Source organism: Devosia sp. J20-27, assembly GCF_055808595.1.
Genome location: NZ_CM147875.1, coordinates 919,213 through 932,459, shown reverse-complemented (window position 1 = coordinate 932,459; position 13,247 = coordinate 919,213). Strand labels below are relative to the sequence as shown.

Here is a 13,247-nt window from a genome sequence, read left to right as displayed (position 1 = left end):
GGCAGTTACCCCGCCCGGTGCCCCGGAGCCCAGACCAGACGCGCGAATGCGCACTGACGCGTGAGACGAAACCCGTAGCGGACCTCGTCCGCTTCGTCGTCTCGCCAGACGGCGTCCTGATGCCCGATATCGACGCGAAAGCGGAGGGACGGGGCGTCTGGGTGACGCTTGGTCATAAAGAGGTCGCAGAAGCAGTAAAGAAGAAGGCTTTCGCCAAGAGCCTCAAGACCAATGTGACGGTGCCCGACGATCTTGCCGGGCTCACGCAGCAGCATCTGGAGGCCCGCTTTCTGAGCGCCCTCTCGATGACCCGCAAGGCCGGGCAGATCCTGACCGGCGGGACCAAGGTGAAGGCGGCGATCGAAACGGGCGATGCCATCGCCCTGCTGACCGCCAGCGACGCGGCCGAAGACGGTCGCAAGAAGATGGCCGGTTCACTCAAGGGCTACGGGAAAGCCGCTGAAGAAGCTGGTCTCGAGGGGGTTTCCGTCCCCCATTTGGAATTGCTCGATTCGGCCCAAATGGGTTTGGCACTCGGGCTTGAAAATGTGATACATGCTGCGCTCACCAAAGGGGCGGCAGCCCAATCGGCGTTGGCAAGGGGCCTCAGACTGGCTCGTTTCCTGGCGTCAGAAGAGAGATAGAGACGTATGGCTGATAACGACGACAAGCGTGAAGATGGCGCTGGCGGCAAGAAGACCCTGACTCTGAAGGGCGCTCCCAATCTCGGGGGCCGCCCCGGCATGGCACGCTCGTCGCGCTCTACCGTCGTTGTCGAGAAGCGCACTCGTGTGGTGCCGCAGCGCGGACCGGGTGCTCCCGGCGGTGCGCCGCGTCCCCATTCCAGCCAGCCTTCGGGCCAGCCGCCGCGCCAGCCGCTGCGGTCGGGTTCCTCCTCGGGCGCGCCGCGCATCGGTGGCGGTCTGTCGAGCACGGAAGCCGAGGCTCGCCAGCGCGCCCTGCGCGAAGCCGCTGCCCGTCAGGCTGATGAGGCTGAACAGCGCCGCGCCGATGACGAGCGCCGTGCCCAGGAAGATGCCCGCCGCCAGGCCATCCGTGACGAGGCCCAGCGCGAAGAAGAACGCAAGGCTGCCGAAGCCGCCGAGGCGGCTCGGCCCGCCAGTGCCGAGCCGGCTGCCTCTGCGCCGTCGGACGCTCCGGCTGCTGCCGGTGCGCCGGCCTCCCGTCCGCGTCCGGCTGCCCGTCCCGGCGCCCGCCCGGCCCCTGGTGGTCGCGGTTCTGCACCCATTCCCAATGCGCCGCCGCCGCCGCCTTCCGAGGCCGATGGCCGCAAGACGCGCACCATTCCGCCTGCCGGCAATCGTCCGATGGTCAACGCCACCGAGCTCGAGAACGCCCGTCGCGGCGGTGCCGCCCGTGCCACGCTCGAGCGTCCGACCCGCAAGACCGGGGCTGACGCCTTCAACCGTGGCCGCCTGACCGTCACCAATGCCGGTTCGGAAAGCGATCGCGATCGCGGTCCGTCGCTGGCCGCCATGCGCCGCCGGCGCGACAAGAAGATGGGCCGCAACCAGCAGCAGCAGCCCAAGCTCAGCCGTGAAGTGACCATTCCGGAAGCCATCACGGTGCAGGAACTGGCCAACCGCATGGCCGAACGCGCCGTGGAAGTGATCAAGATCCTCATGACCCAGGGTCAGATGGTCAAGATCAACGACATCCTCGATGCCGATACCGCCGAATTGATCGCCACCGAACTGGGCCATACCGTCCGTCGCGTCTCCGACGCCGACGTGGAAGCCGGTCTGTTCGATCTGCCCTCCGACGACAAGGCCGAGGATCTCACCGATCGCGCCCCGGTTGTCACCATCATGGGCCATGTCGATCACGGCAAGACCTCGCTGCTCGACGCCATCCGCGAAGCCAGTGTGGTTTCGGGCGAGGCTGGCGGCATCACCCAGCATATCGGCGCCTATCAGGTCGAAAAGAACGGCAACAAGATCACCTTCCTCGACACCCCGGGCCACGAGGCGTTCACCGCCATGCGTGCCCGCGGCGCCCAGGCCACCGATATCGCGGTGCTGGTGGTTGCGGCCGATGACGGCGTCATGCCGCAGACCATCGAATCCATCAAGCACGCCAAGGCGGCCGGGGTTCCGATCATCGTCGCCATCAACAAGATGGACAAGCCCGAGGCCGATCCGCTGCGGGTCCGCACCGAGCTGCTGCAGCATGAAGTGTTCGTCGAATCGATGGGCGGCGACGTGCTCGACGTCGAAGTGTCGGCCAAGACCCATGCCGGCCTCGACAAGCTCCTCGAGACCATCCAGCTGCAGGCCGAAGTGCTCGAACTGCGGGTCGCCCGTGACGGTCGCGCCGAAGGTCTGGTTATCGAAGCCAAGCTCGATCGCGGCCGCGGTGCCGTGGCGACCGTGCTGGTGCAGCGCGGTACCCTCGCCATCGGTGACATTCTCGTCGCTGGTACCGAGTTCGCCCGCGTCCGCGCACTGATCGACGACAAGGGCAACCAGGTCAAGGATGCCGGCCCCTCCACCCCGGTGGAAGTGCTCGGCTTTACCGGCGTGCCGAGCGCCGGCGACCGCTTCTCGGTGGTCGAGACCGAAGCCCGTGCCCGGGAAGTCACCGACTATCGCCAGCGCGCCATCCGCGAAAAGGTCGAAGGTGGCGGCGCCACCAGCCTCGAGCAGATGATGAACCAGCTCAAGGCCTCTGGCATTGCCAAGTTCCCGCTGATCATCAAGGGCGACGTGCAGGGGTCTGTCGAAGCCATCAACGCATCACTCAACAAGCTCTCGACCGAGGAAGTCTCGGCCCAGATCCTGATGAGCGGCGTCGGCGGCATCACCGAGTCCGACGTGACGCTGGCCCAGGCGTCCAACGCCATCATCATCGGCTTCAACGTCCGCGCCAACTCTCAGGCCAATGATCTGGCCCGCCGCGACGGCATCGAAATCCGCTACTACAACATCATCTACGATCTGGTCGATGACGTGCGGAACGCCATGTCGGGCCTGCTCAAGCCGGAACGCCGCGAGACCTTCATCGGCTACGCCGAGATCCTGGAGGTCTTCCAGATCACCAAGGTCGGCAAGGTGGCGGGCTGCCGCGTCACCGAGGGCATTGTCGAACGTGGTGCGGGCGTCCGCCTGCTGCGCGACAACGTCGTGATCCACGAAGGCAAGCTCAAGACGCTCAAGCGCTTCAAGGACGAAGTCAAGGAAGTGGCCGTCGGCCAGGAATGCGGCATGGCCTTCGAAAACTACGAAGACATCCGTGCCGGCGACGTCATCGAATGCTTCCGCGTCGAACAGATCACCCGCACGCTCTAGCGCGCCCGATCCAATCCATGTCTGCCAAGGGCGCCCCTCTGCGGGCGCCCTTTTCATTTCACCCTCTCCCCTTCTTCCCTCGGGGCAGAAGACGTCGCAGTCCGGATGACGCGGTAACGAGATCAGTGTCTCGCAGAATCCGGCAGTTTCTGGCGCTCTCCGGTGGTGCACATGGGCAACAGCTCCAGTTGAAAGTCCAAAATTCAGCCCACGTTCACAATGCGGCCCAATCTGCCCCGCATGTGGCCGCCGTTGGTAACTTTAGTGAGACAGTAGCTTGAATAAGAAAATCGTTGTGATCGCCGGCCTGGTGATGGCGTTGACTTCTACCACCGGGGCGTATGCTGGCGATCAATGCGGCGGAGCATCCTGGTACGGTCCTGGCTTTCATGGAAAAAAATCCGCATCGGGTCAGACCTTCAACCAGAACGCCATGACGGCGGCTCACAAGACCCTCCCCTTCGGCACCAAACTTCGGGTCGTCGACCAGCGTAGCGGCAAGGCCGTGCAGGTCACCGTGAACGATCGCGGCCCCTTCATCAGGGGTCGGATCATCGACCTTTCGAAGGCGGCAGCCACCAAACTCGGTTTCAAGAATGCGGGCCACACCAAGGTCTGCATCGAACGAGTCTAGGCGCGTTTCGCGTCCCACAGAACCTGAGGGTCACCCGATGCATGCGGGTGGCCCTTTTTCTTTGCGTCGGTCTCGGCAACCGGCGTCTCCCGGGGCGGCACCGGGCGGCCACTGACGAGATTGCGGATGTGGCGGCGCTCGATACCCATATCGCCCAGCAGGCGCTCGTCGAACGACCGCAGTCGCTTGATGTCGGACTCGGTTCTGATCCATTCGCCAATGCGCCGAGAGAGACTGGCAAGCATCTCGTATCCTTTCATTAACGCAAGGCTTCGCCAGTCGCGCCCAAGCACGATGGATCCGCCTGCACAGGGGGTCGGGGTCGCTGCGCTCATGAAAATCGACGACGACGTCGCGTCGCAGCGAACGCCCGATAGTTGCGCTTTGCCTTGCAATGCAGCTACATCGAAGATCGCAACGTATCTTTCAGAAATGAAAAACCATGGCCACAGCTCTCGCTGACATCTCCTGGGACGATCTGCGGTTGTTCCTCGATGTGGCGCGACTGGGTGGCCTCACGGCTGCCACGGCCACCACCGGCCTGTCGGCGGCAACGCTGGGGCGACGGGTGTCAGCGCTGGAGGCACAGATCGGCGAGCCGCTCTTTGTGCGCAGCCAAAGCGGCTACCAACTCACCGGGGCAGGGACCGAACTGTTGCGCCGGGCCGAGGATGTCGAGAGCGCCATGCGGGACCTGCTGCGCTGGCGCGACGGCAATGTCGGCGACCGGATCGTGCGGGTGTCGGCCGGCGCCTGGACCTCGGCCTTCATCTCCGCCCATATCGGCGAGGTCTGGCAGGTCGATGACGGCATCCGCGTCGAGCTGGTCACCGCCTACGAGAAGGTCGATATCGGCCGACGGGCCGCCGATATCGGCATTCGCTCGGCCCGGCCGACCGAACCCAACCTCGCAGGCCGCAGGATCGGCACGGTGGCGCACGCGCTGTTCGGCGGCCGGCAGTTCATCAATGGCGTGGAGGCCGGCATGTTCGTGGGCACCACCGGCGAAGCCGCCAACATCGCGTCGGCACGCTGGCTCATGGCCCATCATGGCGACCGCATCGGCGTGCGCGGCAATGACGTGCACACGGTGCGCGAACTGGCGGCGGCCGGCGCCGGACTCACGGTGCTGCCCTGCTTCGTCGGCGACAGCGACGCGCGGCTGGTGCGGGTGGCGAATGCGATTGGCGAACTGGAAACCGAGCAGTGGCTGGTCTCCCACCACGAGGAACGGCACCGCCCCGAGGTGCGCCGTGTCGCCGAGCGGATCACGGCGCTGATGCGGACCCATGCGGCCCTGTTCCGCGGCGAGCTGCGACGGCCGCCGGATTAACGCGACGGCAACCATAACGGGGCAAGGTCCCGGCCGGGAATGCAAGCAAGGACGGGACGGAGCTTTGTTCAAGGCAACAGCCTATATCGTGGGACCGGCCGATGGCCCCGGTGCCGCGCTGATGGATCTGGCCCGGGGGCTGCGGTTCGATGCCGTGCTGCCCTTTGCCGGCGCCGCGCTGGCCGAGCAGCAGCTGGCGCGGACCCCCTTGCTGTTCTTCCTCTTTGCGGCCGTTGACGACGTGGCGAGCCTCAAGCTCAATGCCGACGCCATCCGCTTCTGCTCGCGCCGCTTGATGCGGTTCTCGCCGCTGATCTATTTCTCCGAGAGTCCGTCGCCCGACGCCATCCGCGCCTGCGCGAACATGGGCTTCGATGACGTGCTGACATTGCCCTTCACGCGCGAGCGGGTGGTCGACCGGCTGACCCGGCAGCTCAACCGCAGCTTCAGCTTCGTCGAAACACCGGACTATTTCGGCCCCGACCGGCGCCGCCAGGATGACGCCGCTCCGAGCGAACGGCGCGCTCATCCCGGCCGGGTACGGCGGTTCGAGATCGCCCGGACCATCGGCGCCGGGGTCAGCATTCTCAAGGATGCGCGCGCCGCCTGAGGCGCGCCCGCGATCACCGCCGCCGGATGCATCGCCTTGTGCCGATGGGCCAAGTTCACTAGGTTGCCGCTGTTCTTGCAGCAGGTATTTTCCATGAGATTCGGCCTCGACCTTCCGCCCCGTTACCGGGTCTTTGGCGGTTTCCGCGTCCATTGCGATGGCAGAGGCATCGGGCGCGGGGGTGCCGCATGAAGCCGCATCACCGCATCTTCGGCATCTTCTTCATCTTCGCGCTGACCATGGGGGCGCTGCTGGCGCGGCTGCCCGACCTGCAGCTGTCGCTGGGGCTCAGCGAGGGCCAGCTCGGCCTGCTGCTGCTCTCGATGTCGGTGGGGGCACTGGTCGGGCTGACGATCTCGAGCCCGCTGATCGAGAAATACGGGGCGCGCAAGACGGCCTTCGTCACCGTCTTCGGGGCGTCGGCCTGCTATGTCATCATTCCGTGGATGCCCAATGCCCTGCTGGTGGCGCCGTTCTTTTTCATCGCCGGCATCTTCGCCGGAGCGCTGGAGATCAACGTCAACCTCGAGACCGACCGGCACGAGGCGGTGCTGGGCTATCGGATCATGAGCCGTGCGCATGGCATGTGGAGCCTCGGCTTCTTCGTCACCGCTTTCGTCTCGGCGGGCGTGCGCCAGCTGGGGATCTCGCCGCAGCTGCATATCCTCGGGGCCACCCTGGTGGCGGCGATTGCCGGCTATTTCGTCTTCTCGGGCATCGAGAATGCGCCCTCCCGCAAGGAGAGCCATGCCGGCAAGATGCCGCTGATCGCCTTCCCCACCATAGGTCTGCTGCCGCTCTGCCTGATCGGCGCCGCGCCGCTGCTGGTAGAGGGAGGCGGCATCGACTGGTCGGCGATCTACATGCGCGACGTGTTTGCGGTCGAGCCGTTCATCGGCGGCATGTCGATCACGGTGTTTGCGCTGTTCATGGCGCTGGCGCGTATCTACATGGACCCGGTGGTCGACCGCTTCTCGCCACGCCTCGTCGCCGGCACGCTGCTGGCCATCGCGGCGCTCGGCCTGATCATTGTCGGCCTTGCCCCGCACCCCTATGTGGCGCTGTTCGGCTTCACGCTGATGGGGCTGGGCTGCTCGTCGGTCTACCCGCTGGCGGTATCGGCGGCGGCGCAGCGCACCGACCGGCCGGCTTCGGTCAATGTCGCATCGCTGGGGCAGATGACGTTCGTGGTGTTCTTTGCCGGGCCGCCGCTGCTCGGCTTCGTGGCACAGACCTTCGGCATCCGCTTCTCCTACTTCGTCATCGTGCCGCTGATCATTGCAGCGCTGCTGGTGATCCGGGCGCTGGCGGCGCGGCCGGTCCCCCTGAGCTCGGAACCGGAGCCTGTCACCCCGCATGGCTGAGCCGCCGTCCCCCGATCTGCCGCCCATCGTCGACCTGCGGCAGTCGCCGACGGCGTTGCGGGTGCAGCGGGGGATCATGCGCTTCCTGCGCGGTGCCCATGATTTCTGCTGCTATTCGGAAGTGCCGCTGGCCAATGGCCGGCGTGCCGACCTCCTGGCCGTCGGGCCGAAAGGCGAAATCTGGATCATCGAGATCAAGAGTTCGCTGATCGATTTCCAGGTCGACCAGAAATGGCCGCACTACAAGGATTTCTGCGACCGCTTCTTTTTTGCCAAGCCGCCCGAGCTCGACCCGGACATCTTTCCGGCTTCCGAGGGGCTGATGGTGGGAGACGGGCACGATGCGGCCATCCTGCGCATGGCCGACGAGACCCCGTTGCCGGCGGCCCGGCGCAAGGCGCTGACGCTCAAGCTGACACGCTTGGGTGCCGACCGCATCCACACCCTGATGGATCCAGAGACCGGCAGCTTTCCGTGAACCTCAACGCCCGCATGACCATCCGCCTCGTCTTCCTCTGCCAGGCACTGGCGACCGGATCGATGTTCACCCGCATCCCCGATATCCAGTCCGGCCTCGGCATCAACGAGGGTGTGCTCGGGCTCTGCCTGCTGGGCCAGCCGGTGGGTGCCATCCTCACCTTCCTGCTGTCGAGCCGGCTGGTGGAATCGGTGGGCACGCGCACGGTATTGCTGTGGGGCATCCCACTGGCGGCGGCGACTGTCGCCGGATTGGCGCTGGCACCGACACCGCTCCTGCTGTTCCTGGCGTTTGCCGTGTTCGGCGTGATGTTCGCGCTGACCAATGTGGCCATGAATGTCGAGGCCGATCGGGTCGAGGCGGAGACCGGCAAGCGGCTGATGAATTCCTGCCACGGCATCTGGAGCATCGGGCAGCTGGTGACGGTGACCGCCGGCGCAGTGCTGCGCGGCTATGGCGTGCCGGCCGCCTGGCATTTCAGTCTGATCGTGCCGGCCATCCTCGTCGCCAGCGTGCTGCTGATCCTGCCGATGCGCGGCGCGCCGGCGCGGGCCCACACGCGCACCGGGCCGCAGAAGCGGCTCACCCTGCCGACCGTCGCAACCCTGCTGCTGGTCGGCTACGCCATTGGCGGCGCCATCCTCGAGGGCTCGGTGCGCAACTGGTCGGTGATCTTCATGCGCGACAGTTTCGTCGTGCCCGAATGGGTGGAAACGCTGACCCTGCCGGCCTTCATCGGCGCCACCGTGGGCGGACGGCTGCTCGCCGACCGGCTGATCTCGCGTTTCGGCGCCACGCCCTTCGCCCGGGCGCTGGGCGGCATCGCGCTGGTGGGGCTGGCGCTGGTCGTGGTCGCGCCCAGCCCGGTCTGGGCCCTGCTCGGGTTCTTTGTCATCGGCATCGGCGTCTGCGTCTCGTTCCCGCTCTCCACCTCGGCCGCGGCCCGGCTGGGCGACCGTCCGGCCTCGGAAAACGTGGCGGCACTGACCATGACGACGCAGATCACGCTGCTCGGAACGCCGGCCCTGCTCGGTTGGCTGGCCGCCAGCTTCGGCATCCGCAGCATCTACATCGTCATCGTGCCGGTGGTGATCCTCGCGATCTACCTGGCGCGATACCTCGCGCCGCGGCCCGTCGTCAGCGCCGCGCCGGCGGGCGAGTAACTACTCGCCGCGCTCCTCGCGGGGCTGCCCGGCCAGCGGCAAAGGCTTGCCCGTGGCGGCCGAGGAAACGCCTGTGGCGTCGAGGCGGAGGCGCAGCGCATTCATCAGTTCCAGCCGCTGCCGGTCGGTCTTGGCGTTCTGCAGCTGGTGGCTCAGATCGATGATGAAGCTGGCATAGGCATTGTGCCAGTCCGAGCTGATCTGCTTGGGGTCGATGCGCATCTCTGCCGGCTTCTGCACGCCGGTGATGCCGCTGGGCCGCAGCTCGAAGGCGTCATCGAGCATGGGCAGGATGACCTGGTCGCCGGACAGGCCATCCTCGCGCACGATCTCGGTGCGCAGCGCGTTCCGCTCGTCGTCCTCGCCATGGGTCAGGAAGACCGCGCCGTGGGCCGGCAGGCGCTCCTTGATCCAGGCGCGCAGCTCGCTGTCATCGGCATGGGCGGAATAATTGCCGACGCTGTGTACCTGGGCCCGGACCGGCACCAGGGTGGAGTGGATGCGCACTTCCTTGGCGCCCGACTTGATGATCTGGCCTAGGGTGCCCGGCGCCTGGTAGCCGACGAACAGCACGGCGCAGTTCGAGCGCGGCAGGTTGTTGCGCAGGTGGTGCTTGATGCGCCCGGCATCGGCCATGCCCGAGGCCGAGATGATGATGGCGCCGCCGCGGATCTGGTTGATGGCCTTGCTCTCGTCGACCGTTTCGACGATGCGGAAGCGCGGATCGTTGAAGAGTTCGCTGGCCGATAGCTCCACGTCCTCGAACATGGAGTCGTATTTCTTGTAGACAGCAGTCACCCGCGAGGCGAGCGGGCTGTCGAGGAACACCAGCTTGGGGTCGATCTCGCCGCTCTTGATCAGCGTGCCGATGTCGTGCAGCAGCTCCTGGCTGCGCTCCACGGCGAAGGCCGGGATCACCAGATTGCCGCCGCGCCCCATGGCATCGTTGATTTCGGTCTTCAGGGCCTCGCGCCGCTGCTCGAGCGTATAGGGATCGCGCTCGCGGCCGCCATAGGTGGACTCGCAGAGGATGTAGTCGAAACCCTGCGGGGCGTTGGGCTCCTTGTAGAATACCTTCTCGTCGGGTCCCAGATCGCCCGAGAACAGGATGGTGATGGCTTCGCCATCGCCGTTCTTGACCTCGACCTCGATGGAGGCCGAGCCGAGGATGTGGCCGGCGTTCCAGTAGCGGGCGCGTACGCCGGGACCGGGTTCGATCCACTTGCCGTACTCCACACCCTGGCAGAGCTTGAGCGTCTGCTGCGCGTGTTCGGTCGTGTAAAGCGGTTCGACCGGCGCCTCGGCCCGGCGCGAACGCTTGCGCGTCTCGCGCTCCGCCTCGCTTTCCTGAATGCCGGCGCTGTCGGGCAGCATATATTCCAGCAGGCCGTTGGTTGGGCTCGTGGCGAAGATGGCCTTGCGATAGCCGTGGCGCGTCAGCTTGGGCAGCAACCCGGCGTGATCGATATGGGCATGGGTGAGCAGAACGAAATCGATCGCCTTGGCGTCGAAGGGCAGCGGCTTGTAGTTGAGATCGCGCACCGAGCGGTTGCCCTGGAACATGCCGCAATCGACCAGGAACTGGCCGCCCGGATGCACGACGCGATAGCAGGAGCCGGTGACGGTCCCCGCCGCCCCGTGAAAGTTCAACGTGACGGTCATGGCTCTCTCCCGACTAACTATAACAGGTTATTTTGGCGCCCGCTTGGCGAGGATGCGCTGCAGGGTGCGCCGATGCATGTTGAGCCGGCGGGCGGTCTCCGAGACATTGCGGTCGCAGAGCTCATAGACGCGCTGGATATGCTCCCAGCGCACGCGATCGGCCGACATCGGGTTTTCCGGCGGCTCCGGCGGCTGGTCGCCGGAGGCCAGCAGGGCGTTGATCACGTCGTCGGCGTCGGCCGGCTTGGAGAGATAATCGACCGCACCCAGTTTCACCGCGGTGACGGCCGTGGCGATGTTGCCATATCCGGTCAGCACCACCGCTCGGGCATTTTCACGCTTGAGATGCAGGGCATTGATGACATCCAGGCCATTGCCGTCCTCGAGCCTGAGATCCACCACCGCATAGGCCGGAGCGGCCTCGTTGACGGCGGCAATGGCCCCGGCAACGGTATCGGCGATGCGGACATCAAAGCCGCGCTTCTGCATCGCCCGTTCGAGGCGCGTCAGGAAGGCCTTGTCGTCATCGACAAGAAGCAGCGATCGGTCGGCCGCAAGAAGGTCATCAACTGTGCTCATCGCCGTCTGATGTAGGGCGTCCGCGCCAAAAGGTCAAAGCAGACCGCGATCAATCACGCGGCATCGCGCGGGGTGCAGTGTCGCGCTCCCATGGCGTCACGGCGGCCGCCAGCCTCCTAGTCCGTCTCGATCAGCTTGCGCGGCCAGACGACGCGGACCCGGGCGTGGCCCTTGTCATTGCCGTTCTCGAACGCGATGCGGGCGCCGGTGCGCTCCAGCAGCGTCTTGGCGATGAACACACCCAGCCCCAGCCCGCCGCCATCCGAGCCGATGCCGCGGGTCGAGATATAGGGCTCGCCCATGCGGGCCAGCAGCTCGGGCGCAAAGCCCGGACCGTCATCGGTAATGGTGACGCTGACCGAGGTCCTGTCCCAGGCGCATTCGATATCGACACGGTCGCGGGCGAAATGCACGGCGTTCTCTACCAGGTTGCCCAGTCCGTAGAGCAGGCCGACATTGCGCAGGAATACCGGGGCAGGGCCGGCAGCCGTTTCCTGGCTGATGGCAATGGTCTTGCCGTCGAGTTCGTGCGGCTTGACCACTTCGGCCACCAGTTCGGTGAGCGGCACTGCGGCGAACGGGTCGCCGCCATCCGCCCCCAGATTGCGCAGCTTGGCCAGGATATCGCGGCAGCGCGCCGTCTGGCTGATGATGAGCTCTATGTCCTCGCGCAGCGGCCCATCGGCGACATCGGTGCGCATTTCCTTGGCCGCCAGCGCGATGGTGGAGAGCGGCGTGCCCAGTTCGTGTGCCGCCGCCGCCGCCAGGCCATCAAGCGAGGCCAGCTGCTCTCGGCGGGAGAGCTGCAGCTCGGTGGCGGCCAGCGCGTTGGCCAGCTGCCGCGCTTCATGGGCGACGCGGTTGGTATAGGCGGCGATGAACACGGTGCCGCAGAGGATGCTGACCCAGATGCCGATGATATAGACGCGGTCGAAGACGATGCGCTCGGACGGGTTCCAGGGCAGGTCGTAGTGCAAGATCGAGAGCAGCGACGCGATGGCAATGGCCAGTCCCGCCAGCAGCAGGGTGGAACGTTGCGGCAAGCTGGTGGCCGAGACCGAAACCGGCGCCAGCAGCAGCAGCGAGAACGGGTTCTGCAGGCCACCGGTCAGCGCCAGGAGGCCACCCAGCTGCAGGCAGTCATAGGCGAGCTGCACAGTCGAGAGCGTGGCGCTGGCGCGGGTTGCCGCGCCAAAGCGCAGCAGCAGCCAGAGATTGAGGCCGACCGAGAGGGCGATCAGCAGCAGGCATTCGGCCAGCGGCAGCGGAAACCCGAGGCCGAAATCGACGAACAGCACCCCGATCGCCTGCCCGACAATGGCCAGCCAGCGCAGGCCGACAAAGGTGCCGAGGCGCAGCGGACGCCAGGTGCCCGACGTATAATCCTGCGTCGCAACCGCCGCACTCATGAAAAACCTCGCAAATTCGTTCCGTGGCCGCCGGTCTAGTGAGGGCGCGGAGGATTTCAAGAGCAATATTCGGCTCGAACCTGCTTGATCCTGCCGGCATCGGGGCCACATCCCAATAGTTCGTGACTGGGAGAATTGAAATGAACACTGCAATCATCAAACCGCAATGGGGTCCGCTGACCATCGCCCTGATGGTCCTCGGCTTCATCCTCTGGTGGCCGCTTGGCCTCGTCGTCCTGGCCTATATCGTCTGGGGCGAGAATTTCGGCGGCTCCGCCGAAAAGGCCCAGCGCTTCATGCACAAGGGCAGGGCCTTTGCGCAGAACTGCGGCCCGCGTGGCCAGTGGCGCCACCAGGGCTTCCACAACAGCAGCGGCAATGCCGCCTTCGACGACTACCGCGCCGAGCAGCTCCGCCGCCTCGAAGAGGAACGCAATCGTCTCGACGAAGAGATCAATGCCTTCCACGAGTACATGGCCAACCTGCGCAAGGCCAAGGACCGCGAAGAATTCGACCGCTTCATGCGCGATCGCAACGGGTCGCGTCAGGGCTATGGCGGCCCGACGTCCGAAAACGGCGGCTCGCACGACTGAGCTGACGGTCGAAAACTCTCCTGACGCGGGCACCTTCCTGCTCGCAACTGGCGCTCCGTTCGCGGGGCGCCTTTTTTGTCATGTTGACGCCGCCAAGAATCTGCTCAAATGAAA

13 protein-coding genes are annotated in these 13,247 nt (G+C 65.9%); 9 read left to right on the top strand and 4 right to left on the bottom strand.

All coding sequences use genetic code 11. The features are described 5' to 3' along the window. The first annotated feature begins 17 nt into the window (after positions 1 to 17). The 3 genes from AC0L4C_RS04505 (at position 18) to AC0L4C_RS04495 (ending at position 3,942) form a co-directional block, all read left to right on the top strand. Positions 18 to 644: an RNA-binding protein gene (locus AC0L4C_RS04505; protein WP_473402360.1), complete on the top strand. Its 627-nt coding sequence runs from the start codon at positions 18 to 20 to the stop codon at positions 642 to 644. Positions 645 to 650: 6 nt separating this feature from the next. Next, a complete protein-coding gene (gene infB / locus AC0L4C_RS04500; protein WP_473402359.1) occupies positions 651 to 3,308 on the top strand; it encodes a translation initiation factor IF-2 in 2,658 nt (885 codons plus the stop codon). A 313-nt stretch (positions 3,309 to 3,621) separates the two neighbouring features. Continuing rightward, positions 3,622 to 3,942, top strand: a complete 321-nt coding sequence (locus tag AC0L4C_RS04495; RefSeq protein ID WP_473403449.1) for a septal ring lytic transglycosylase RlpA family protein — start codon at positions 3,622 to 3,624, stop codon at positions 3,940 to 3,942. On the opposite strand, the gene AC0L4C_RS04490 is transcribed toward AC0L4C_RS04495, so the two are convergent. Then, entirely contained in the window at positions 3,939 to 4,187 is a 249-nt protein-coding gene (locus AC0L4C_RS04490) for a hypothetical protein (protein ID WP_473402357.1), read from the bottom strand. The genes AC0L4C_RS04495 and AC0L4C_RS04490 overlap by 4 nt on opposite strands. Positions 4,188 to 4,384: 197 nt before the next feature. On the opposite strand from AC0L4C_RS04490, the gene AC0L4C_RS04485 reads away from it, so the two are divergent. From AC0L4C_RS04485 to AC0L4C_RS04465, 5 genes are all read left to right on the top strand, one after another. Next, positions 4,385 to 5,275, top strand: a complete 891-nt coding sequence (locus AC0L4C_RS04485) for a LysR family transcriptional regulator (protein WP_473402356.1) — start codon at positions 4,385 to 4,387, stop codon at positions 5,273 to 5,275. Between the two features lie 64 nt (positions 5,276 to 5,339). Further along, a complete protein-coding gene (locus tag AC0L4C_RS04480) occupies positions 5,340 to 5,885 on the top strand; it encodes a hypothetical protein (RefSeq protein WP_473402355.1) in 546 nt (181 codons plus the stop codon). A 188-nt stretch (positions 5,886 to 6,073) separates the two neighbouring features. After that, complete coding sequence (locus AC0L4C_RS04475; protein WP_473402353.1) at positions 6,074 to 7,249, top strand: MFS transporter; 1,176 nt, start codon at positions 6,074 to 6,076, stop codon at positions 7,247 to 7,249. Further along, the gene (locus tag AC0L4C_RS04470; protein WP_473402352.1) at positions 7,242 to 7,727 is read left to right on the top strand and encodes an MmcB family DNA repair protein; all 486 of its coding nucleotides are present in this window, start codon (positions 7,242 to 7,244) and stop codon (positions 7,725 to 7,727) included. Before AC0L4C_RS04475 ends, AC0L4C_RS04470 begins: the two co-directional genes overlap by 8 nt. Further along, positions 7,724 to 8,890 carry an MFS transporter gene (locus AC0L4C_RS04465; protein WP_473402351.1) on the top strand — a complete coding sequence of 389 codons (1,167 nt, stop codon included), beginning with the start codon at positions 7,724 to 7,726 and terminating at the stop codon, positions 8,888 to 8,890. Before AC0L4C_RS04470 ends, AC0L4C_RS04465 begins: the two co-directional genes overlap by 4 nt. Here the strand turns inward: AC0L4C_RS04465 and AC0L4C_RS04460 are convergent, their stop codons facing one another. The 3 genes from AC0L4C_RS04460 to AC0L4C_RS04450 all read right to left on the bottom strand — a co-directional run bounded on the left by AC0L4C_RS04460 (position 8,891) and on the right by AC0L4C_RS04450 (position 12,540). After that, a complete protein-coding gene (locus AC0L4C_RS04460) occupies positions 8,891 to 10,552 on the bottom strand; it encodes an MBL fold metallo-hydrolase RNA specificity domain-containing protein (RefSeq protein ID WP_473402349.1) in 1,662 nt (553 codons plus the stop codon). It lies immediately after the preceding gene. Between the two features lie 27 nt (positions 10,553 to 10,579). After that, entirely contained in the window at positions 10,580 to 11,131 is a 552-nt protein-coding gene (locus tag AC0L4C_RS04455; protein WP_473402348.1) for an ActR/PrrA/RegA family redox response regulator transcription factor, read from the bottom strand. Between the two features lie 116 nt (positions 11,132 to 11,247). Beyond that, positions 11,248 to 12,540 carry an ActS/PrrB/RegB family redox-sensitive histidine kinase gene (locus AC0L4C_RS04450; RefSeq protein ID WP_473402346.1) on the bottom strand — a complete coding sequence of 431 codons (1,293 nt, stop codon included), beginning with the start codon at positions 12,538 to 12,540 and terminating at the stop codon, positions 11,248 to 11,250. Positions 12,541 to 12,680: 140 nt separating this feature from the next. Here AC0L4C_RS04450 and AC0L4C_RS04445 point away from each other — a divergent pair, with 140 nt between their 5' ends. Beyond that, a complete protein-coding gene (locus AC0L4C_RS04445) occupies positions 12,681 to 13,133 on the top strand; it encodes a DUF2852 domain-containing protein (RefSeq protein WP_473402345.1) in 453 nt (150 codons plus the stop codon). Positions 13,134 to 13,247 lie beyond the last annotated feature (114 nt).

Coding starts and splice junctions, on each gene's coding strand:
- infB (WP_473402359.1), top strand. CDS start 651: ATGGCTGATAACGACGACAAGCGTGAAGATGGCGCTGGCGGCAAGAAG.
- AC0L4C_RS04495 (WP_473403449.1), top strand. CDS start 3,622: ATGGCGTTGACTTCTACCACCGGGGCGTATGCTGGCGATCAATGCGGC.
- AC0L4C_RS04490 (WP_473402357.1), bottom strand. CDS start 4,187: ATGCTTGCCAGTCTCTCTCGGCGCATTGGCGAATGGATCAGAACCGAG.
- AC0L4C_RS04485 (WP_473402356.1), top strand. CDS start 4,385: ATGGCCACAGCTCTCGCTGACATCTCCTGGGACGATCTGCGGTTGTTC.
- AC0L4C_RS04475 (WP_473402353.1), top strand. CDS start 6,074: ATGAAGCCGCATCACCGCATCTTCGGCATCTTCTTCATCTTCGCGCTG.
- AC0L4C_RS04470 (WP_473402352.1), top strand. CDS start 7,242: ATGGCTGAGCCGCCGTCCCCCGATCTGCCGCCCATCGTCGACCTGCGG.
- AC0L4C_RS04460 (WP_473402349.1), bottom strand. CDS start 10,552: ATGACCGTCACGTTGAACTTTCACGGGGCGGCGGGGACCGTCACCGGC.
- AC0L4C_RS04455 (WP_473402348.1), bottom strand. CDS start 11,131: ATGAGCACAGTTGATGACCTTCTTGCGGCCGACCGATCGCTGCTTCTT.
- AC0L4C_RS04450 (WP_473402346.1), bottom strand. CDS start 12,540: ATGAGTGCGGCGGTTGCGACGCAGGATTATACGTCGGGCACCTGGCGT.
- AC0L4C_RS04445 (WP_473402345.1), top strand. CDS start 12,681: ATGAACACTGCAATCATCAAACCGCAATGGGGTCCGCTGACCATCGCC.